The sequence below is a fragment of the Paenibacillus sp. ACRRX genome, from assembly GCF_022346885.1.
Classification (GTDB): domain Bacteria; phylum Bacillota; class Bacilli; order Paenibacillales; family Paenibacillaceae; genus Paenibacillus_B.
Genome location: NZ_JAKRNK010000004.1, coordinates 185,503 through 206,555 on the forward strand (window position 1 = coordinate 185,503; position 21,053 = coordinate 206,555).

The window sequence follows — 21,053 nt, forward strand, 5'->3', positions numbered from 1 at the left end:
CTAATTCCGTTTATTCGAGATTACTTGGCTTCCACTTTATTTGCAATTCCTTTAACTTCAAACCCATAAATGCGTGCTGCCGTGTCGCCGCCTTGTGTTGGTTTCTCCACAATCAACTTCGCATAACGTGCTTTTGTTTTGGCGATCGCATGTTTGCTCACGCCTTTCTCATTGTCATTCACTACCACGGCATCTTTCCAGTTCTCACCGTCAGTGCTCAGCTGAATCTTGAACTCACGTGTATTAAAGGAGGAAGATTCGCCGCCAGCTTCCGCATGATGTATGACAAACTCTGTCAGGTCATAGTTCTCCCCCAGATCAACCGAAATCCAATGTGGTGGATTACCTACCGCACACCATTTTGTCTTGGACTCCCCGTCCACTGCATATTGCGGTGCCTCGCCATCATTTACGAAGGAGGATGCTGTTGTCTTTTTGCCTTTTGCCAAGTCTTCCGAGCGGAACGCGGCTTCCTTGTCAACGGTGATCAGTTTTTTCGTAACAACGTCCTGACCGACTTCATTTTTTGCCGTTAACGTAATCTCATATTCACCCTCTTGCGCGTATTTCACAATTGGATGACGATCCTTGCTGGAAGATAGCGTTCCACCTGGGAAGCTCCAGTTCCACTCACTGGTCACTTCTGTCGACTTGTCTGTCACTTGGACGGCTTCACCTGGTGCCACATAAGTCTTATCTACCTCGAAGTCCGCCTTCGGGGACGGATAAGCCGGCCATTGGAAAGCAACTGTTGCCGCACGGCCTTCTTGATAATGACGGTTCACTGGCACAACGATCAGCTTTGTTTCTTTCTCTAGGCCATTACGACGCATTTCCGATACATAATAATGATCATTACCCGTCGCACCCATAAATTCTCGGGATCCGTCCGACTTCACACGGTATACTTGATAGTACATGACATCCCCGCCAGCGTTGTCCCATTTGAGACGTGCATCAGCATAGATTCCGTCACGGAAATCGTTTTCAATAATAGCTGCATGCTTAACTTCTTTAACCAGCTGTGCTTTAACTTTCTGATCGCGGATCGTTAATTCACCAAGGTTAACCGCATAGTTATTCACGGCTTGCTTGCCTTCAACTTGTACAGACACACCCACGACTTTCTTACCTGCATATGCAGACAGATCGTAAGTTGCCGTCAACCAGTCACTCTTAGCACCAACTTGCTTTGTATGCTTTGGCTTCAAAATAACGTACTGATCAGCAGCACCTTCTAAGGCTACTCCCATGTTCAGAGCAGCTGCATCCTTGTTAGCTGATTGGTAAGTCAGTGTCATTTCCATAGACTTTGTAACCGGAACTTCGGCTTTGTACAGCTTAATATTTGATGTGCCGCCAGCTGTCACGCTGCCTGTCGCTTTTAGCGAGCTGCCTCCGTAGAAGGCTTTATCAAAGTCAAAGTCTACCTTCAACTGATTGCCCTGCTCCTCGTTCACCCAACGCCATGTCGGCAGCACGTCCTGCAAGCTGCGGTTAAACCATTCACGATCACGCACCTGCTTGCCAAACACGCTAAACATTTTACCATTACCTGTATTAAAATGGGTGATAAAATCGGAATCTGTAACTACCGTACGACCCACGATATCGTTAGCAATACCACGCCATTCTTTATCATTTTCCTTAGTCTGAATCGGATTTTTGTCCGCACCGATCCAGAAGATTTGTTCATTGTCCATAAACTGCTCATTGGTTTTTGAAGCATTAAATGCCCAGTCTGGGCGATAAATACCTAGTGAAGTGACTGGACTGCCATCTTTCGGGAATAGTACCGGCCAGTTATACTTGCCTTTGTAACCGCCCGCTTCCACGTCAATACCCGCAAACAAATCGAATGGACTGCGTCCCAATGCCTTTGCCTTGTCAGGCGAATTCAAAAATGGCGTAATATAATCGTAGCTGCCCTCTTTTTTGAACTGCCAACGGAAATCGATAAACATGTTGTCCGCTACACGTTGATCACCGTCCTGCAAGAACATCTGGTTCTTATCCGTCAAGCCGCCCTGCCATTTTACAGGACCATCATTGATCATCGAATCGTACCAAATAATTTCCATTTCAGGCGATTTTACCTTTTGCAAATATTTCAGGAATGCCTGCATTTGCTTCGCGTCTTCCGGCGTCCCGCCTTGCGTCTCTTCATTGATAAACCAACCGTCGAAGCCGTAATACTTCGCTACTTCGATCAGTTTGTCTGCGACAGGGAACGAGCCGTCCGCTTTTTGCTGCAGTAATTCTTTTGTCCATTGGAACTTTCCGCCATGCTCCGTTTGTGGCATGAATACGGTTCCAAACACAGGGACGCCATTTTTATGCCCAGCATCGATAACGTCTGCGCTTGGCGGCACGATGATCCCCTCACCCGCAGAACCGCCCCACATAACCAACTTATCGATGTACTGCCAATAGCTAAATGCATACCCATGGAAGCTGTCATTGCCTTGCGAAGGAGCAGCGGACGTATTTTTGTACATCGCGGACAGCGCCATGACTTTTGGTTCTAGCTTGGCATTCGCATTTTCTTTTTGTCCCTGAACGCGATCTTTATTCAGCTTCACCGTGCTGCGGTTGAAGGCAGCATCCTTATCCGTTGTAGGCGACCAACTTAGTAATGTCTCCGGGTACCAGAAGGAAGACAGCGGCTGTGCGGCATGCGCCTGTCCTGCAAAGCCTGCCAAAGTTCCAGCGATTAATGCGGTGCCGAGAATCATTCCGATCTTCTTCTTTATGCTGCTGCGAGATAACACAGTAGGTTTCATTCGTTTCATGTCATTCTCCCCCTTAAGATGTCCAATATAGCAAGCACCTTCTTGGTAACGGTTACAATCCAATGTTAGCGCTTCCACATAATCTTCCTCCTATTATAGTTAAAATAGCCCATAAAAAAAGGGAGATTACTCCTATTCGAGCAATCCCCTTAAATAAGTACACCTTTTCTTTAATTTATACTTGCTGATGTTTCTTCATATTCAAAATACTGGTTGATTAATCGCAAAAATAAGTTCGGGAACGCATATCCTTCCATTTGCTCTGGACGGATATAAGCATATCCTTCCGGCAATATAGATGGTGTGTCGGTACCTTTAAACCGGAATACACGCATCTGCCAATGAATATGGCTAAATGTGTGCTCCGCATCCACGTGCCGTTCCACAGGCTCAACCTCAATTCCATCCGCATGCAGCATACCACGGAGCATGTCCATCGCCTCGCCGTCCGGCAGCCCTGTGAGCTGAGCCGCTTTGGGTGCCAGCAGATGCGGCAGCTCCCACATGCGGGCAAGCAGTCCCGTATCAGGGCGCTTGCGGATCAGTACTTTGCCCTCATAGGGGCCCGTCCCTTCAATCAACGCTGCGTAGCGCAGCTCCGGCTTCGGCGGCTTAGCCTTGGTCTTGATCGGCAGGATTAGTTCCTCTCCCGCGATACGCCCTGCGCAATGCTCCATTACAGGACATGGCAGACATGCCGGCGATTTCGGAGTGCATACAAGCGCACCGAGCTCCATTAAAGCCTGATTGAAATGTGAGGCCTCACCTTCTGGAATAAGCTCCTGTGCGATGTGCTCGATATGGGGGCGCGTGCTCGGCTTGGCAATATCATCATGAAGACGGAAATAACGGGAAAGCACACGCATGACGTTGCCATCTACAGCTGGCTCTGAACGGTTAAATGCGATGCTCATAATCGCGCCGGTCGTATAAGGACCGACCCCCTTAAGCGAAGCTACGGCTGCTTTGTCATCCGGTACTTCACCGTTATAACGCTCTTTTACCTCACGTGCTGCGGCTTGTAAATTGCGTGCTCGCGAGTAGTAGCCCAGTCCTTCCCATGCTTTTAGCACCTCTTCTTCAGGCGCATCGGCAAGTGCAGTAGCTGTCGGAAATTTACCAATGAATCGGTTAAAATATGGAATGACAGTATCCACACGTGTCTGTTGAAGCATGATTTCGGATACCCATGTATAATAAGCGTTCTGCTGCCGTCTCCAAGGTAGATCCCGTCGATTATTCATATACCAGCGCAGTAGTTCCCGGCTAAAATGTCGTTTTTGTTCGTCCATGTCGGCTCCCTTCATTTATGTCATCGATATATCAATCCAGAAATGTTTTTCATCATACCTCATCCACATGATACAATCTGAGGCCCTGTACCTATCTCCATGAACACAACTTCACTTCATAAATAATAGATCATCTAAAATTATAATGGGCTTAAATGGAAATCCCATATATGATAGCTCTGTCCAGCAGACAGAAACCCTTCGCCCATTATACACGAATGGTACCAGTTGTGAACGTTTTGCCAACAATCGGCGGAACAGCTTGCCTTTAGTTCCTATCCTATCCATACTGTAATCAATATCATTGACGTTATCCAAAGGAGCGATATCGATGCTTCAATCATTGCCCAAGCTGCGACATAGAAAGTTACTCATGACATGTGCCATTGTACTTGTTTTTGCATTGACGGGATGCGGGGCGAGTTCGGGCGCCAACAACAGTACCCCCGCCGACTCAGCAGCACTCGAAGGTCCAGAGGATGTAGTTGCCATCTACAAGCAGCGCTGCATGCAGTGCCATGGCACAGATCTAAAGGGACGCATGGGTGCAGAGACCAACATCTCCAAGATCGGCTCTAAGCTTACAAAAGACGACATTGTACTTACAGTGAAAAATGGCGGCAAGCGCATGCCTGCACTTGGAGGCAGCATCGAAGATGCCGATATTGAAAAAATTGCAGTCTGGTTGTCGGACAAGAAATAATACCGACTCAGCTTGCAACAATGTAAGACACAGTCATGTTGATCCATCGCGCCCATTCCCCTTATTGCTGTACGCTGGAGACATAAAATACAGCAAGAGGAGTGTTTTCGAATGAAAAGATGGATATCTACAATTGTATTGGCAGGGCTTATCGCCATACTAGGAACAGGCTGCGTGTTTAATGATAAAGCGAACGGGATTGTACTGTATGGCTTGCAAGATGATGTAAAAAGCACAGTAGATAACTATGCTAAAGATATTAAATTCAGCGGAACGATTCCCTTCAAAGACCAGACGACCCCACAGGGACGTATGCTAATTCTGAATGAAAATAGCGCTAAGGCGTTGATCGAGGCTGGAATTATGAAGCAGGTTACGGAGAAGGATAAAGTATCTAAGCTGGATACCCTGCCGACAGTATCTGGGCAGCAAGGCGTAATATTCGCCAAGCAAGATATCAAGGCATTTACCCTTGATGGTGTATCCTTTGCGTACGGTGGTAATAACATCATCGGTGACGGCCGCAAGCTGGTCGATATGTTTGCTATCGTAAGCGAGGAAGCTTACAAGCAAATGAAGGGTGATGTGAAGTCGCTCGGACTGCTGAACTTTGGCAAAGATATATCCTCCAAATTAGCCGAATTCACCAATCTGGTTGAAGCTGTACAGCTCGTACGATTCGAGGAATGATCTGACAACAAGCTTAATGATCGAAGACTACTGTCGCACATTCTATCGCTGCATCAACCTTTTCTTCTATATGGAATCGAAGCTGCGGGCCTTCTCATGAGTCGAATGTGACTATTGGGAAAGCCCTTTTTTCTTTGGATATACGTCATATTGACGTTCAATGACGATCCCTATTTATAATGGATTCGTGTACGGTACGTAATTCCAATACCTTCTGATCACCTACAAGGTCACACTGTCTCAACCACGCAGAACGCTGAAGCCATGCCAGGCTGGTGAGAAATACTGACGTGAATGCGCATCGCACCTGATGCAAGGCCGAGCCGATCCCAAGCTGCTTCGCTTAATTTCGCATGCGGCTTGCCAAGTATATCCGGCAGCACCTCTACATCTTGAAAGCCAATCTGCTTACCGATGCCACAGCCGAATGCTTTGACCACGGCTTCCTTTACCGCAAACCTTCCTGCCACCCACTCCACCATACGAGCTTCGCGCCGTTCCAGCGCCTGAATTTCATTAGGTGTTAATATTCGATGCAGGAAACGTTTTTTGCTCCGCCCCTCTACAATTCGGCTGATCCTATCCATATTCAGCAGATCATGTCCAACTCCATATATCACGTGGCTCTTTCCTCTCTTTCTATAAGCACCTTCCATTAGATATCAACTGTTCAAAGCAGCTGATATTCATTAGATACAGCCCTTCAACCCATATCGTCAGTATGGGTATACCCATAATCAAAAAACAGTTACATCCATGTCTTACCGAATATCATCCAACTGATTACAGCAAATAAATCATAAAGCTTCTTTAATCGCACCTGTATATGATCGTTATTCGCCTGAAAACAGCATCATAAGTTTTATCATTATCTTATGTGCGAACCCGATTTGCAAATGAATTTCGCTTCATTAATCACGTAACGGCTTCACTAGACATAGCATTTGCCTATTTAGCTTGCCATAATCCCTAGCACTCTCTTAAAATCAACGTTTCCCCTGAGCCAACTATCTAGTCAAAACGAGTTTCATAGAATACATTATAGTATCTTCTTAAAGATGGAGGTATGAGAGATGTCAGGTTACAACTGCTACGGCAACAATGGTGGTCACAACGGGATTGCGGGCTTAATTCACCGAATTTCAATCGGTACTCGTATTCGGGTTCACTTTGACAGCACATCACACGAGGGTATATTCCTTGGTATTCAGAGTGGTTCCGTTCTGATTTCAAGAAACAACGGCAACGCGGTATTTATTCCACTCAACAAAGTTCTGGCTGTTGACTTAATCTGATGAACCCAAGCTTCTCAGCACGCAATACAATATCGAAGTCATAAGGCCAATACTATGCGTATCGTGCTTGGAAGCAAACTTCAATATTCCAAACGGATCTTTAAACAAGAGGGCTGCGGCCCTCTTGTTTTTATATCAAATTACTTCATATTGCGATCTGCCTTCTATAATGTTAACCTTTTTAATAAATATAAAGTTAACAATAAGTGAGTTTAGAGGAGAAATGATGTTATGAATCAAGCTTACCATAATGAATTACTATTTAAAGATCGTACATACGTCTGGCATCCATTTACACAAATGAAAGAATATGAAGATAGAAACCACCTGCTGATCGAAAGAGCACAAGGTATGTATCTATACGACGCCGATGGCCGACGGTATTACGATACCGTCTCGTCCTGGTGGTGCAACCTGCATGGGCATGGCCATCCCCGCATCAAAGCTGCAATTGCCCGCCAATTGGATGCCTTTGATCATATTATGTTTAGCGGTCTGACTCATGCTCCAGGCATCGAGCTAGCCGAACGGCTTGTGAAGATTACACCATCTGGTTTAAACAAAGTATTCTACTCCGACAACGGCTCCACAGCTGTAGAAGTCGCACTCAAGATGTCTTTTCAATATTGGCAGCAGATCGGACAACCCGAAAAGACAAAATTTGTGTATTTAGAAGGCAGCTACCATGGCGATACGTTGGGTGCCGTCAGCGTTGGCGGCGTAGCGCTATACCATGAACTGTTTAAGCCGCTGCTCTTCCACGCACACCGCGTGCCTGCGCCGGATTTGCGGCAAGTATACCAAACAGCTTCAGGCAGCGAGTGTGAAGTCGCTGAAGTAGGACTTGTTCACTTACGCGAGCTGTTCGCTAGGGAAAGCGATACGATAGCTGCGATCATCGTGGAGCCGATGCTGATGGGCGCAGGCGGCATGATCATGACTCCCGCTGCATACCTGCAAGGGCTGCGGGAGTTATGCACGGCAAATAACGTGCATCTCATTGCCGACGAAGTCGCAACTGGCTTCGGGCGAACAGGCAAGATGTTTGCCTGTGAGCACGCCAGCGTAAGCCCTGACTTGATGTGCCTGAGCAAGGGGCTCACCGCTGGTGTGATGCCTCTTGCTGCAACGCTCAGCACCGACGAGATCTACGCTGCGTTCTATGACGATTACGCAGCACAGAAGACCTTTTTCCACGGCCACAGCTTCACGGGCAACCCTGTTGCCTGCGCCGTGGCCCTGGAAAGTCTGCGCTTGTTCGAGGAAGAACATGTCCTCGAACAAGCGCAGGACACCATCGCCGCACTCGCCGCTGCGCTGGGCGATTCCGGCTTGGCCAAGCTGCCGCACGTGGCAGATGTGCGGCAGCTCGGTCTGGTAGCGGCGTTCGACCTCTATGAGGATGCCGAGCGCCGCCTGCCGTTCCGCCCCGAACAACGGGTCGGGGCGGCTGCGTATGCTGCGGGCTTCGAGGAGGGGCTAATCCTCCGCCCGCTCGGCGATACGCTGTACTTTTGGCTGCCACTGTGCGCCACGCCAGAAGACGTACGTGATATCGTCATGCGTACGGTACGCGTGCTGCGCCGCGTATTGGGACAGCTTGACTAGCAGTACAGATAGCTCCTTCAAGCCCTGCTATTGTGTTGACAGCTAGCCGTTTGCTTCGGAAACTATTATGGTAGCAAACTACCATTCTATTTGCCGCTGTGCGATTTTACATGATGCAGCTATAACTTTGTGCACCAAAAGCCCTCCACAGAGACTGGAGGGCTTGAATATAAAAAATATAACGTGTGACTAAATACATCGTGTGACTTTATTTTCAAGATCCCATATAACTAGCAGTGCCACTGACCTATCTTCGCTGCAGCTCACGCCTTGAACTTCACTTAACAGGTGTATCATTATGACATCGAACCTTTGTCTGTATTAACAACGTTAAGCCTATAACTAAAGCTCACGGGAATGCCGTCTCTTTATGCCTACAACCAATTTCTAATTACAGAATCTGCTCCTGTATTCGCTACTGTCCCATTCCCGACTGCATACCTGTGTGAAATACAGTTCTCATCCAGCCTCTTCTCGATCCTGGCTCATGGTCAGCTCGTAATAGAACCCTCGCTTCTCAATCAGTTCGCCATGCGAACCACGCTCGATGACCTCACCATTGTTAATTACAAGAATCATGTCTGCGTTACGAATTGTGCTGAGACGATGCGCAATGACAAAGCTGGTTCGTCCTTTCATCAACGTATTCATTGCAGCTTGGATATGCAATTCTGTTCTTGTGTCCACGCTGCTGGTAGCCTCATCCAAGATTAGTATTGCAGGGTCAGCCAAAATAGCGCGCGCAATCGTCAGCAATTGCCGTTGTCCCTGACTCAGACTTCCGCCACTCCCACTAAGCACGGAGTCATATCCGTGCGGGAGTTTCTTAATAAATTCGTGTGCATTAGCAAGCTTGGCTGCAGCCTCCACTTCCGCATCTGTAGCATCTAGTTTGCCATAACGAATATTATTTCGGATCGAGTCGGTGAATACATGCGCATCCTGCAGTACAATCCCGAGCTGACGCCGCAAGCTATGTTTGTCAGCAAGACCTATGTTTTGACCATCAATCCGAATCGTTCCCTGATCAATATTATAAAACCGCGTCAGCAGGTTAATAATCGTTGTCTTCCCCGCACCAGTAGGGCCTACAAGCGCAATGACATCACCAGGCTTTGCCGAAAACGTTACCCGCTTCAGAATAGGCTGATCTGGATTATATCCAAAGCTTACCTCATTAAATTGTACATGACCGGCGACACGACCCATATATTCATTTTCCAACTCAGAATTAAATTCAGATTTTGTATCCATAATCTCAAAAACCCGTTCGGCACCTGCAATGCCGGATTGGATCATGTTGTACTGATTCGCCAGCTCATTTACCGGTCCGCTTAACTGCTTGGAATAGTTAAGGAAACTAACGATAACACCAACACGTGTCCATCCTGAAAAGGCCATCCAGCCTCCAACGACAGCAATCACGATGTACGTAAAGTGGCTCATCATATTCATAACTGGGCCCATCATGCCAGACAAGATCTGTGCCCTTGTGCCTGCCAGACGGAGCTGTTCATTCATGGCCTTAAATTCCTCGGCAGAGCGTGCTTCCCTGCGAAATAGTTTAACGACCTTCTGTCCGGATATCGTTTCCTCAATATATCCGTTTAATTGCCCCAGGCTCTCTTGCTGGCCTTTAAAATGTTTGCGAGTATGAACCGCAATCTTCTTGGTTGCAATCGTTACAAGCGGAATTGCGATCAGACTGACAACCGTCAGCCAGACGTTTAAGTACAGCATAAAGCCGATTGCCCCAATAATGGTCACCACGCTCGAGACAATCTGGATGAGACTCTGATTTAACGTATTGGACAGATTCTCAATGTCATTTGTGGTTCGACTCATTAATTCGCCATGCGGCGTGCGGTCAAAGTAACCTAACGGAAGCTGCTGCATATGATGAAACAAATCTCTACGCAGATCCAACACCGTATGTTGGGACAAACCCGCCATCATATACGTCTGGAGCCAAGACATCACGCTGCTGCAAGCATATATAAGAAGCAGAATAAGGCAAAGCTGAAACAAACCTTCCGAATCCTGTGGGATAATATGACGATCGACTGCTCTTCCCAACAAATAAGGGGCAATTAAAGCAAGACCTGAGCTTGCTATTGCCAAAATGATGACACATGTTAATCTAGACCGCTGTCTGCTTAAGTAACCCCATAACCGCTTTAATGTGGCGCTTGTATGTTTAGCACGTTCCTTAGGTACAGGCCCAGCAGGACGACGGCCGCCAAAGCCAGCCGCTGCAGGCAATTCCTTCGAATGATGGGCTTGAGAAGGAGATCCGTGACCTGATGTTGCTTTAGCCATGCAATACGTCCTCCTTTCTGAGCTGAGATTCGACGATATCTTGATATAACGAGCTACTTCGCAGCAGCTCATCGTGCGTCCCCTGTGCCGCAATTTGTCCATCTTCGAGCACGATAATACTGTCCGCTGCTACAATAGAAGAGATACGCTGCGCAATCACGATAGATGTACTATTGCGCATCCGTTCACGCAGCGACTGTTGAATGCGCGCCTCCGTCTTCAGATCGACAGCACTCATGCTGTCGTCCAGAATTAAAATATCGGGCTTGGCAAGCAGCGTTCGTGCGAGCGATATTCGCTGCTTCTGACCTCCTGATAAATTGACGCCTCGCTGACCGACAACCGTATCGTAACCTCCCGGCAGTCGTTCAATAAATTCATGCGCTTCGGCCGCACGTGCTGCATCCTCCACTTCCGCTTGGGAAGCTTCCGGCACGCCATACCGTATATTGTCCCTGATCGTGCCGCTGAACAGCAAGGCTTGCTGCAGTACCATCCCCACCCGGCGGCGCAGTTCATGCACATCCATCTCCTTAATATTGTGACCGTCGATAAGCACATTACCAGAAGTCGGCTCGTACAACCTCGGAATGAGGCTGACAAGAGAAGACTTCCCTGATCCGGTAGCCCCTATAATAGCTACAGTCTTACCTGCTTCCACCTGAAAATGGATGTCTTTTAACACCTGTTCTTGCATCCCCTCATCATAAGCAAAAGAGACGTGTTCAAATGAAATCCGGCCATTCTGTACAACTTCATGCCGTGGATTGGCTGCCTCTTCCATGTCAGGGACTGTGTTCAGCACCTCTTTAATCCGATCTGCAGAAGCTTTAGCACGCGAAATATTCATAATCATCGATCCAATCGACAGCAACGAAAACAAAATCTGAGTCATATAATTCAAATAAGCAATTAGTTGGCCTACATTAATAGTTCCATCCCAAGTTTGCGCGCCACCATACCATAGCACCGCTACAATACTCGTATTAAGCACCAGCATCATAAGCGGCATATTAATAGCAATCGTCCGAAACGCTTTTAAGGCATGTTCAAAATAATGTTGGTTCGCCGTCTCAAATCGCTTTTCTTCATATTCTGAACGGACAAAGGCCTTAACAACCCTAATCCCGGACAAATTCTCTTGCAGCACCGTATTTACACGATCCAATTTGTGCTGTACCTTAGCGAACATAGGGATGGACAGTCTCATTAATATCAGCAATACGGCTAACAGCAAAGGAATCGTAATTGCTAATACGAGAGACAATTGTGGGCTGATGATCACTGCCATAATGATGCTGCCAAGCAGCATAAACGGCGAGCGTACCATTATCCTTAACGCAATCTGCACCATATTCTGCACCTGTACAATATCGCTTGTCAGACGGGTAACCAAAGACCCGGTCGTCATGCGATCCAGATCGCGGAACGAGAACGTTTGTATATGGCGAAACAGATCATACCGCAAATCTGCGCCGAAGTTCTGTGCAGCTTTGCTTGAAAATACCGTGCAGCCAGCACCTCCGATCAATCCCACCATGGCAACGCCGATCATAACAGCCCCGACGTGCCAGATGTGATTCAAATCCCCCTTCAGCACACCATCATTAACGATTGATGCCATTAACTGCGGCTGCAGCAAATCCATACCTACTTCCAAGATCATAAATAAAGGAGCTAATAATGCCGCTGCCCAATAAGGTTTCAAATAACGAATTAAACTGTTCATCCTGACACTCCTCTAATCATAAAGCCGACTAACGATCTTCCTGCACGATTCGATTCAGATTTCCGTACATATGCAGCAGCATTCGGCGAAACAGAAGCTTCTCTTCCTGCAAAAAGCCTTCAAAACACTGCTGCTCCAACGTCTGCAGCGTTTCCTTCAGCACCCCAGCGGCGCAGCGTCCTTTGTCCGTCAGGAATACGCGCGACAAACGATGATCCTGCTCATCTTGTCTTCGTTCCACAAGACCTGTCTTCTCCATCCGCGTGATCATAACTGTTAAGGTTGCCGGCTGTACACGCAGCTTCTGCGCCAATTCGTTCTGACTCTGCCCATCTTCATCTGCAAGACGGAACAACAACGGCGGCTGGCCCGGGTATACCTCAACATCCTGTGTCAAATCATGCAGCGTGCGGCGGTGAAGCTTCATAACATGCATCATGATATGCGTCAGCGATTCGGATTGATATATATCCATATACATAGCCCCTCATTTATTTAGTCGACTAATAAATAAGGTAGACCTCATTCTGTCGCGTGTCAATCCTCAATTCAAAATAGAAATGATATTGCATGCTTCAAATAAGTAAAAAAGACGAGAGCCTGTTTGGGCCCTCGCCTGTCAATTGAATTACAACTTTATCTTCATACGTGATAACGTCTTAATGATAACATAGCCTATCAGCCCCGCCACCGCGAACCCGATCGTATACCCGATCCGTCCCCGGTAAATGCTCTCGTAGCAGAATGAGCCGCCGAGCAGTGCCACACATAGCGTAAAGCCGATCTTAAGCACGGTCTCCCACACTGGGAAAATAACGAGCTTGCCGTTATTTTCAGCACGATTCCTAGAGTAGGCGTATAAACCTCCCACAAGTGCTAGCACGGTTAGCAGCAACAGGCTGAACCAACTATAATTTTCATAATAGTCGACTAACCACTTATTGATATCCGGCAAAAAATTTTCAATTTGATAATAGCTGTCATGAAAAATTCCAAATGCAGAGATCAGCTTTTGGAACTGCAGCACTAAAAAATACGGTACGAGCAGCATCACAAAGGAAAAAACAAGCTGAGACACCCAGCTCCCGCTAATGGTACCGATAAATAAGGATACTGCATATGCAGAGTACACCACAAGTAAACAGACTATAGCCTTGTTGATGTAACTGCCCCATTGTAAGTAAGGCTGGACAACTGAGGTACTAAGCACAACTACATCCATGATGACGTTAACGAGTACCGCAATCGTAATAAAACTCACTCCCACCAGAAACTTCGTCGTGAAAATTTGAATGCGGGAATAGGGAAGAGACAATGTAAACTCTTGAATACCAGAGCGTCGTTCAAACCCAAGCTGCCAAATAGCAAGTATAGCAGCTAACAGACATAATATTACTCGCAGACTAATGAAGCTGTATTCATCATAATCCATGCCATGAGCTTGTATAAATGTAAGTGCTGCCTCCACTTGATCAGAGGAGTCTAACAGCCATTTATTCATATGTGGAATCGGCAATACAAACAGCCCCATCACCAGCATCGCCCACATCATAAGCCTGACCTGTCGCAGCTCCTTTGCCCACAGCCCTGAGGGAAACCATTTACGCCACATCCCCGTCACCTCCCGACTTCCAACTGAACCAATCTTCCAATGTAAGCGGAAGCTCCTCGATTAGCAGCGTATCTTGCTGCCGCAATGTGCCATACAGTTCCTCCGACTCAATGAGCACCGTAAAGACACGCCCTACCTGTTGAAGCACATATACTTGCTCTTGCTGAAGCCAAGCCGGAGGCTCATGCTCGGTGAACACAATCTGCAGTTTGCGTACTTGACTGCGCAAGTCCTCAAGCGCCCACTGCTCATCAGTCCGTCCATCACGCAGCAGCACAACTGTATCTGCGATGCGATCCAACTCATGGAGCATATGAGACGAGATCAGAATGGCGCTGTCTGGTGTGACCGATTCCATGATCAGCGCAAGCAAATGCTTCTTGGCCACCGCATCTACTCCATTTGTCGGCTCATCAAGCATAATTACACGTGCTCGTGTCGCAAGACCCAATGCCGTGCTGAACAGCATCTTCATCCCTTTTGATAAGGACCGCACAGGCTTGTTGACTGGCAAATGAAACCGTTCCATAGCTTCATGAAAGAAAAAGCCGTCGAAGTTCGGATAAATGCTGCCGAACAGTTGAGCACACTGCTGGAGCGTGTACCCTTCTAGAGCTATTGGAGAATCCGGAATAAAAACAATATCTCTTTTCGATTGTGCAAGCTTATGTACGTTGATGTCATCGATCATGACTTGTCCTTGCTCTGGATCATAAATACCCACGATCGTACGCATCAAAGTGGTCTTACCAGTCCCGTTGCGCCCAATCAAGCCGATAATCGTACCCGGTTGAATATGTAACGACACACCGGACAGCACCTGCTTGTCATCAATCTTCTTATGTACGGATTCAATCCGCAGCATGTCCATCCCCCCATAAAAAATTACATTCCCGTGTAATCATCTGTACAAATTCTTCTCTCTTTAAGCCGAGATGCTTGGCTTCCACCGTTATGCGCCGCACCTCTTCATGTAACACCTCAATTCGCTCTGCCGCCATACGTGGAGCATCAGGCTCCGCTACAAAAGTACCTTTCCCTCGTATCGTCTGAATGACTCCCTGTCGTTCCAGCTCTTGATAAGCTTTGCTGACCGTATTCGGATTAATAAGCAGAATCGATGATAGTTCCCTTACGGACGGCACCTTCTCTCCTGTCTTCATCGCTCCTTTAGCAATCAATGCCTTAATCTGTTCCACAATCTGCTCATAGATAGGGGTTGTGCCACGCTCTTGAAGACGAATCATGCGCTGCCTCCTCTCTTGCACCATACTTGCTTTAACTACTTCTCACACACTATTTCTCTTCTACCTGCATGCTTGCTTTCTCTTACTCTACTTCTACCGCCATCTCACCATCTTGCTTGCGAGAGCTCATGCACTTTCGGTTGAATCCATTTGTACAGACGACTCGGGTCTATCTTTTGAATCTGTTTGTACAGATGGTCACCCTAGCCTACCTATTGAATCTATTCAAAGCTTGAGCCTTCCTACCCGACTAGAAGCAGCATATGTATATCTTTCTTAATACTGCTGAAACAATGAAGAAATTGTTCACACCTTTGTGTATTATATATAATAGTACACTTAATACACATAATACATATACAACTTACTATTGTCAATTCCGTTTCTCCACCCAAAATGGGTCGCTTACCTACAACTGTGATACAATCTTCGTAATCATCACGTTTACGCTAGCAGCTGTCTACAAAACGCTCAAGGAGGAGTTTATTATGCATTATTCTTTTCAGCTGGATATGAATCCCGAAGAGCCGCTCGTAAGAATAATTAGAGGAGACGTCTTTGTGCCCCACTTAAGTTTGGGGGACGCTCCGCAATCGGGCGTACTAATTATCTGTCATGGTTTCAAAGGTTTTAAAGACTGGGGCTTTTTTCCGCACACGGCCGCACAGCTCGCTGAGAAGACAGGTCTTATGACTGTATGCTTTAATTTCTCCCATAACGGTATTGGCAGCGATCTGCTGACCTTTAGCGAACCTGAGAAATTTGCCATTAATACGTATACATATGAGCAAGAAGATCTAACAGCACTTTTAGCCCTCATTCGTTCTGACGAATTCAACAACTCACTTGAACATGCTAAGGCGAATTCGACTGCATCAGGGGTTAGGAGCACAAGTTCATTTACTGTTCACACAGCCCAAAGCTCAGCAAGATCCAACACTTCCAATTTAGAGTCTGACCACATAAATATCGAACAGGAAGCTAATTTCTCGACCAATCAAAACAGTCAGGCCCTAAAAGTCCCTTCAGCAATTCGTACAGACAACTCGCTGGAAGACGCCCCTATATTCGTCCTAGGCCACAGTCGCGGTGGTGCAACGGCTATCCTGTACGCCCTGGACCATCCAACCGAGCTAACCGGTGTCATATCATGGAATGGGGTTACGAACATGGATCTCTATTCCGAAGCGCAAAAAGAAGAACTACGACGTACTGGCCGCTCGCAAGTCATAAACGCGCGTACTGGCGAAGCACTTCCCCTGGATGCCGTCGTGCTGCACGATCTAGAGCTGAACCGGGCACGGTACGACTTGATCGGTCGTATATCCAGTGCCTCCTTCCCGCTGCTGCTCGTTCAAGGTTCTGATGACCTGCCAGGCTTCCGTGACGGCTCTGCTCGAATTGTAGAGCATTATGCCCAGGCGAGTTGGCATACTGTACAGGACGCAGGACATACCTTTAATGCGGTTCATCCTTTTGCAGGTGCAACGGATGCGCTGGATGATGCTATACAGACCACAGCCACATGGATACGTGAGCAGTTGCAGGCGTAATGCTGATGTTTTTAGCTTATTGGAAGCTTTGACTTCGGGTGCTTGCCAAACCATCCTCGCCATACCAGCATCAATTGGCACCATCATATATAAAGCTGGCCTTCTTTCGCACGACTGACAAACGATTGAAGATACGGCGCAAGGCGCTTCACTTATCAGAACCGCAGCCATGAGTTTCGTGAGAATAGCTCATCCCGTCACAAATCTGTCGCTTGCGGTTCTGATGTAATCTGTTAGAATACGGATAATCTTATGAATGTCTATCATGAGACAGCTAAGATGAAGATCTACTCAATCGAGCAAGCAGAAAGCGAGGAGAAGTCACGATGGGCATGACGATAATTGCCGCGTCCCCATTAGCAGGACGCATTCCCACTACCATCCATCAATTGCAGCATATATTGACAACGCTTACATTAAATCCTGTTCGAATTTCTCATACTCCATTTATCGAGATAGCACTCTCCCCTAAAGAGACGATTCAAATAAGCACGACAGCTCAATTGAAGCATCAGGATTCGCCATTTCGACTCAAGAGGGATCTTGCGGAAGACGAAATCTTGATCACCTTCTCACCGGAGAAAGGACTGCTCGTTATCGCCTCCACAGAAGCAGTGCTGGAACAAGCCTGCATGAAGTTAATGATGCTGCTTCGCCAACAGTGCGCAGTGATCCCAGGCCACAAGCCGCGTCTAGAGGAGTTATTCTGGAATGGCTCATCCGACGTCCCGCACGCGGCTGCTTTGTAACCTGTGAGAATCGGCTCTAATAATAGGCTCTCTGAATTTCCTTTACATAGAGCCTATTTGTTATGCTTTAGTCCCGAATCGCCAGTTGCCCCTGGTGATAAGTAATATAATGATGCATATATTGTTCAAAATTAAGTTGCGTGTAATTGAACGCATAGATTGGAGCATTACCTGAGGCAAATTGAAGCTTTAAATGTTTGACTACAGCTGGATAAATAGGAGAGATCAGGTCCGTAAAGTCCCCACCGTTGACGTAGGGCGAAATCTCATACTGCGAAATGCCGATACCTTGAAGTATGTTCTTGGCGATTGCCCTTAAAATATCACTTCGCGGATGACATATTGTACTAAATAGGTGGAACTGTTGGTAGTAGGTTTCTATAAATGGGGAAATCGGAATATCAAGACCTATCTCTCTTATTCTAAAGCTGTACATAAAATCGGCATACAGCCGCTCTAGCTCTGATTCCGTATAGAAATCCTCATCGGATACTAGATTGATAATCGCTTGCCTGCTCTTTCCCTCACACAGCATACGAATTATGTTTTGATCCCCATAGGCAAACTCCGGTTCCTTGTTATTAGCAGTAAATTGGGGATAGTAGGGGGTAAAAAAGCTGTTGCCTATACTAATAGACACGCAGTGTTCTGGCAATTGACTAAGCAAATAATCCGTTGACAAGTAAGGACCAAATGCGTCACTCGTACGCATATAAATAAACAAATCGCAGCTGTGTAGCAGCTCAGGCGCTAATCCTGTACGTGGACAGTCCTGAATAAAAGGAATATCCACCAGCTGATAGTTCCGATTAAAAGTGAGCGAGGTTTCTAAATACTGGCGTAATGGCTTGGCGTGGCAATTGCTGTAGATGATACACCGTTTCATCCTGCACCTCCTAATACAAGGCTGATCCAACTTGCACTCTTCATATTATATGAACAAGTCAATAGGAGGTACGAGATATAAGGCCTTATAACATAAATGGGGCGTCTGCTAGTCTCACATGAAGACTGGACGACCCCCATTTGCCATAACGATCTCAATACTATTAGATTCCTGGAATTGCAGAACGCTTATGCTCTGTCTTGCGATATTGACGCTCTATCTTCTCACGAGCTTCATCGCTGACCGGTTTGCCTTCCAGATAATCGCTATTTTCATCGTATGTAATGCCCAACTCTTTCTCATCTGTCTGGCCTTCCCACAATCCAGCAGTAGGTGCTTTGTCGATCACACTGCTTGGTACGCCGACATAACGAGCCAATTGACGAACTTGACGCTTATTAAGAGAAGATAATGGCGTAATATCTACAGCCCCGTCCCCCCACTTCGTATAGAAGCCCGTTAAAGCCTCAGAGGCATGATCAGTACCTACCACAAGCAGATTCAGGTCAAAAGCAAGCGCATATTGTGTCACCATACGAATCCGTGCTTTCACGTTGCCTTTGCCAGGAATGCTAATATGACGATAATTGCCTAGCTGCTTAAACGCCTGCTCTGTCTCCAGGGCAATTTCGTTTACGGCATCTTGTACGTTGGTCTCTACTGTATGCTGAAGCTTAAAGGCTTCCGCAACCGCATAACTGTCTGCAATATCAACCTGTTCACCGTAAGGCTGAAATACGCCGAGAGTCATGTAAGGCTGACCGCTCTCCGCAGCTAACTCATCTGTCGCCTGCTTGCAGAGCGCCGCAGCCACAGCACTATCAATTCCCCCGCTAATCGCGATTAACAGACCTGACGTTCCCGATTGCTTCACATACTGTTTCAGAAAATCAACACGTTTCCGTACTTCTGTCGCCTCATCGATCTGAGGCTGCACGCCAAAACGCTTTACAATCTCTTCTTGTAAGCTCATCTGTCATACTCCCTCCATGTGCATGGTGCAAAAATCCCCGCGCATGCAAACGATGCGCGGGGTATAAGCGCTGGGCTGCGCTTAGCGGCAATGACGATCAAATGCAGCTGACAATTCTGCAGCAATCTCTTCTGCTGAACGGTTCTCAATGCTAAGACGCTCGATAAAATGGACCAGTTCGCCATCCTTCATCAGTGCGATTGAAGGAGAAGACGGTGGATATGGCGCAAAATATTCACGCGCCTTAGCTGTTGCTTCTTTGTCTTGCCCAGCAAATACGGTAAACAAATGATCTGGTGTAACGTCATTCTCCAATGCCTTACGAACACCTGGGCGGCATTGACCAGCTGCGCAGCCGCATACCGAGTTCACAACTACCAACGAAGTGCCCTTTGCTGTTGGAAGCTTCTCTTCCACTTCTGCTGCTGTGCGAAGTTCGACAATACCCGCTCTTGTCAATTCCTCACGCATCGGTTGAACCATATCCTGCATATATTGCTCAAATGACATTGACATCCGCATTCACTCCTAAATGAAATATAATCCGATAGAACGCCCTCATCGTTACCTATCGGTAATATTGTAACCATGCTCAGGAGTGAAAAGCAAGAGAAGGAAGCCAACTACTAACACTTACGTTGATGGACGGTTAGGTCCATTCAGCTTCTTGTCGCCTGAGCCGCCATTTGCCTTCGTGCTGCGATTTGCTTGCTGCTGTTGTTCCTTGGAGTCTTGGGTCATATCGGATAGCCTCCTTTCCGTCATATAGTCTCAGCTATTATGTGCTCGCTATAGACGGATTATCCGATTTTTCCGCTATTCCCATCTGCTGCCTCTTGTTCCCCAAGAGGCCGTGGAAAATCTTCGATAGTGGTCTCAGATTGCACGCGAACAGCTTCTACTCGCTCGCACGCCCGTGTAATAAAGTAGGATGCAGCAAGTAATGCAACGGACACCCACTGCAGTATAGATAAGCCAAACATTCGCTCGTCATCTGGATACATATAGGACATAAGCATGCCAATGACACCGGCTGCAAGTGCGGATAACTGGGCATCTGCATAGCTGCCCATCTCCCGCTTGCGCAGCCATAGCCCCAGGAGCAGCAGCAAACTCATGATTGATTCAAACGGCGGCAGCGCAACAGCCATGACCGCAGGCAAAGGGAGCGGCGTCAAATAAGGAGCTGGCGTACCCGAATAGGCATACATAAAACCATATACGGCAAGTCCCATCAGCAAGCCATGTGCCGCTACATCCGACAGTAAGCCGTAACTTAACTGATGCTTGCGGATATAAGTAATGGTCCAAGCCACCAGACCGATACCTAACAGAACGTTGCCATTAACAGATGTGCCGCTTAAAAAAAGTAACGCTTTGGTCTGGTTCCATATAATGGACGGCGAGTCCCATAAGTAACCGAATTTTTCATTTAACAATATACATACGAGAATAGTTCCTGCCCACTCTGTCCAAGGCTTCACAGGGACATTCTCCATCTTTAGGCGCAACGCGATCGCTACTATCCCGAAGACAAAACTGACGAGCAGCACAAGCATACTCCATTGCAATGTGAACGAACCAAGCTGAATGACCTCCATTGAT

General features: G+C 47.1%; 19 protein-coding genes. 6 read left to right on the forward strand and 13 right to left on the reverse strand.

Annotated features, from left to right (window positions below; genetic code table 11):
* Positions 1-20: 20 nt before the first annotated feature.
* Complete coding sequence (locus MH117_RS13975; protein ID WP_239329369.1) at positions 21-2,792, reverse strand: endo-beta-N-acetylglucosaminidase; 2,772 nt, start codon at positions 2,790-2,792, stop codon at positions 21-23.
* Between the two features lie 170 nt (positions 2,793-2,962).
* The gene (gene mutY, locus MH117_RS13980; protein WP_239329370.1) at positions 2,963-4,084 is read right to left on the reverse strand and encodes an A/G-specific adenine glycosylase; all 1,122 of its coding nucleotides are present in this window, start codon (positions 4,082-4,084) and stop codon (positions 2,963-2,965) included.
* Positions 4,085-4,415: 331 nt separating this feature from the next.
* On the opposite strand from mutY, the gene MH117_RS13985 reads away from it, so the two are divergent.
* A complete protein-coding gene (locus tag MH117_RS13985) occupies positions 4,416-4,787 on the forward strand; it encodes a c-type cytochrome (protein WP_239329371.1) in 372 nt (123 codons plus the stop codon).
* 111 nt (positions 4,788-4,898) lie between these two features.
* Positions 4,899-5,477, forward strand: a complete 579-nt coding sequence (locus MH117_RS13990) for a lipoprotein BA_5634 family protein (RefSeq protein ID WP_239329372.1) — start codon at positions 4,899-4,901, stop codon at positions 5,475-5,477.
* A gap of 230 nt (positions 5,478-5,707) precedes the next feature.
* On the opposite strand, the gene acpS is transcribed toward MH117_RS13990, so the two are convergent.
* Complete coding sequence (gene acpS, locus MH117_RS13995) at positions 5,708-6,097, reverse strand: holo-ACP synthase (RefSeq protein WP_239329373.1); 390 nt, start codon at positions 6,095-6,097, stop codon at positions 5,708-5,710.
* Positions 6,098-6,550: 453 nt separating this feature from the next.
* Between acpS and MH117_RS14000 the strand changes: the two genes are divergently transcribed.
* Both MH117_RS14000 and bioA read left to right on the forward strand, forming a co-directional pair.
* Positions 6,551-6,772, forward strand: coding sequence for a hypothetical protein (locus MH117_RS14000; RefSeq protein ID WP_239329374.1), 222 nt, complete (start codon positions 6,551-6,553; stop codon positions 6,770-6,772).
* Between the two features lie 231 nt (positions 6,773-7,003).
* A complete protein-coding gene (gene bioA / locus MH117_RS14005) occupies positions 7,004-8,380 on the forward strand; it encodes an adenosylmethionine--8-amino-7-oxononanoate transaminase (RefSeq protein ID WP_239329375.1) in 1,377 nt (458 codons plus the stop codon).
* 459 nt (positions 8,381-8,839) lie between these two features.
* Here the strand turns inward: bioA and MH117_RS14010 are convergent, their stop codons facing one another.
* The 6 genes from MH117_RS14010 to MH117_RS14035 form a co-directional block, all read right to left on the reverse strand.
* Positions 8,840-10,699 (reverse strand): ABC transporter ATP-binding protein, encoded by a 1,860-nt coding sequence (locus MH117_RS14010; RefSeq protein ID WP_239329376.1) that lies wholly within the window; start codon positions 10,697-10,699, stop codon positions 8,840-8,842.
* Positions 10,692-12,428 carry an ABC transporter ATP-binding protein gene (locus tag MH117_RS14015; RefSeq protein WP_239329377.1) on the reverse strand — a complete coding sequence of 579 codons (1,737 nt, stop codon included), beginning with the start codon at positions 12,426-12,428 and terminating at the stop codon, positions 10,692-10,694. Before MH117_RS14015 ends, MH117_RS14010 begins: the two co-directional genes overlap by 8 nt.
* A gap of 28 nt (positions 12,429-12,456) precedes the next feature.
* Positions 12,457-12,903, reverse strand: coding sequence for a MarR family winged helix-turn-helix transcriptional regulator (locus MH117_RS14020; RefSeq protein WP_239329378.1), 447 nt, complete (start codon positions 12,901-12,903; stop codon positions 12,457-12,459).
* Positions 12,904-13,056: 153 nt separating this feature from the next.
* Positions 13,057-14,040 carry an ABC transporter permease subunit gene (locus MH117_RS14025; RefSeq protein ID WP_239329380.1) on the reverse strand — a complete coding sequence of 328 codons (984 nt, stop codon included), beginning with the start codon at positions 14,038-14,040 and terminating at the stop codon, positions 13,057-13,059.
* A complete protein-coding gene (locus tag MH117_RS14030; protein ID WP_239329381.1) occupies positions 14,030-14,905 on the reverse strand; it encodes an ABC transporter ATP-binding protein in 876 nt (291 codons plus the stop codon). The genes MH117_RS14025 and MH117_RS14030 overlap by 11 nt, the downstream gene beginning before the upstream one ends.
* Positions 14,892-15,287: a GntR family transcriptional regulator gene (locus MH117_RS14035; protein WP_239329382.1), complete on the reverse strand. Its 396-nt coding sequence runs from the start codon at positions 15,285-15,287 to the stop codon at positions 14,892-14,894. Before MH117_RS14035 ends, MH117_RS14030 begins: the two co-directional genes overlap by 14 nt.
* 488 nt (positions 15,288-15,775) lie before the next feature.
* Between MH117_RS14035 and MH117_RS14040 the strand changes: the two genes are divergently transcribed.
* Both MH117_RS14040 and MH117_RS14045 read left to right on the forward strand, forming a co-directional pair.
* Entirely contained in the window at positions 15,776-16,840 is a 1,065-nt protein-coding gene (locus MH117_RS14040; RefSeq protein ID WP_239329383.1) for an alpha/beta fold hydrolase, read from the forward strand.
* A 326-nt stretch (positions 16,841-17,166) separates the two neighbouring features.
* The gene (locus MH117_RS14045; RefSeq protein WP_239329384.1) at positions 17,167-17,589 is read left to right on the forward strand and encodes a hypothetical protein; all 423 of its coding nucleotides are present in this window, start codon (positions 17,167-17,169) and stop codon (positions 17,587-17,589) included.
* A gap of 67 nt (positions 17,590-17,656) precedes the next feature.
* On the opposite strand, the gene MH117_RS14050 is transcribed toward MH117_RS14045, so the two are convergent.
* The 4 genes from MH117_RS14050 to MH117_RS14065 all read right to left on the reverse strand — a co-directional run bounded on the left by MH117_RS14050 (position 17,657) and on the right by MH117_RS14065 (position 21,049).
* Entirely contained in the window at positions 17,657-18,475 is an 819-nt protein-coding gene (locus MH117_RS14050) for a WcbI family polysaccharide biosynthesis putative acetyltransferase (protein ID WP_239329385.1), read from the reverse strand.
* 163 nt (positions 18,476-18,638) lie between these two features.
* Positions 18,639-19,448, reverse strand: coding sequence for an ammonia-dependent NAD(+) synthetase (nadE, locus tag MH117_RS14055; RefSeq protein WP_239329386.1), 810 nt, complete (start codon positions 19,446-19,448; stop codon positions 18,639-18,641).
* Between the two features lie 81 nt (positions 19,449-19,529).
* Positions 19,530-19,964 (reverse strand): BrxA/BrxB family bacilliredoxin, encoded by a 435-nt coding sequence (locus MH117_RS14060; protein ID WP_028544686.1) that lies wholly within the window; start codon positions 19,962-19,964, stop codon positions 19,530-19,532.
* A gap of 284 nt (positions 19,965-20,248) precedes the next feature.
* On the reverse strand, positions 20,249-21,049 hold the full coding sequence (locus MH117_RS14065) for a hypothetical protein (RefSeq protein WP_239329387.1): 801 nt from the start codon (positions 21,047-21,049) through the stop codon (positions 20,249-20,251).
* Positions 21,050-21,053 lie beyond the last annotated feature (4 nt).

Excerpts from the sequence above, each read along its gene's own strand:
- MH117_RS13975 (WP_239329369.1), bottom strand. The coding sequence starts at position 2,792 with ATGAAACGAATGAAACCTACTGTGTTATCTCGCAGCAGCATAAAGAAG.
- mutY (WP_239329370.1), bottom strand. The coding sequence starts at position 4,084 with ATGGACGAACAAAAACGACATTTTAGCCGGGAACTACTGCGCTGGTAT.
- MH117_RS13985 (WP_239329371.1), top strand. The coding sequence starts at position 4,416 with ATGCTTCAATCATTGCCCAAGCTGCGACATAGAAAGTTACTCATGACA.
- MH117_RS13990 (WP_239329372.1), top strand. The coding sequence starts at position 4,899 with ATGAAAAGATGGATATCTACAATTGTATTGGCAGGGCTTATCGCCATA.
- MH117_RS14000 (WP_239329374.1), top strand. The coding sequence starts at position 6,551 with ATGTCAGGTTACAACTGCTACGGCAACAATGGTGGTCACAACGGGATT.
- bioA (WP_239329375.1), top strand. The coding sequence starts at position 7,004 with ATGAATCAAGCTTACCATAATGAATTACTATTTAAAGATCGTACATAC.
- MH117_RS14010 (WP_239329376.1), bottom strand. The coding sequence starts at position 10,699 with ATGGCTAAAGCAACATCAGGTCACGGATCTCCTTCTCAAGCCCATCAT.
- MH117_RS14015 (WP_239329377.1), bottom strand. The coding sequence starts at position 12,428 with ATGAACAGTTTAATTCGTTATTTGAAACCTTATTGGGCAGCGGCATTA.
- MH117_RS14020 (WP_239329378.1), bottom strand. The coding sequence starts at position 12,903 with ATGGATATATATCAATCCGAATCGCTGACGCATATCATGATGCATGTT.
- MH117_RS14025 (WP_239329380.1), bottom strand. The coding sequence starts at position 14,040 with ATGTGGCGTAAATGGTTTCCCTCAGGGCTGTGGGCAAAGGAGCTGCGA.
- MH117_RS14030 (WP_239329381.1), bottom strand. The coding sequence starts at position 14,905 with ATGCTGCGGATTGAATCCGTACATAAGAAGATTGATGACAAGCAGGTG.
- MH117_RS14035 (WP_239329382.1), bottom strand. The coding sequence starts at position 15,287 with ATGATTCGTCTTCAAGAGCGTGGCACAACCCCTATCTATGAGCAGATT.
- MH117_RS14040 (WP_239329383.1), top strand. The coding sequence starts at position 15,776 with ATGCATTATTCTTTTCAGCTGGATATGAATCCCGAAGAGCCGCTCGTA.
- MH117_RS14045 (WP_239329384.1), top strand. The coding sequence starts at position 17,167 with ATGGGCATGACGATAATTGCCGCGTCCCCATTAGCAGGACGCATTCCC.
- MH117_RS14050 (WP_239329385.1), bottom strand. The coding sequence starts at position 18,475 with ATGAAACGGTGTATCATCTACAGCAATTGCCACGCCAAGCCATTACGC.
- nadE (WP_239329386.1), bottom strand. The coding sequence starts at position 19,448 with ATGAGCTTACAAGAAGAGATTGTAAAGCGTTTTGGCGTGCAGCCTCAG.
- MH117_RS14060 (WP_028544686.1), bottom strand. The coding sequence starts at position 19,964 with ATGTCAATGTCATTTGAGCAATATATGCAGGATATGGTTCAACCGATG.
- MH117_RS14065 (WP_239329387.1), bottom strand. The coding sequence starts at position 21,049 with ATGGAGGTCATTCAGCTTGGTTCGTTCACATTGCAATGGAGTATGCTT.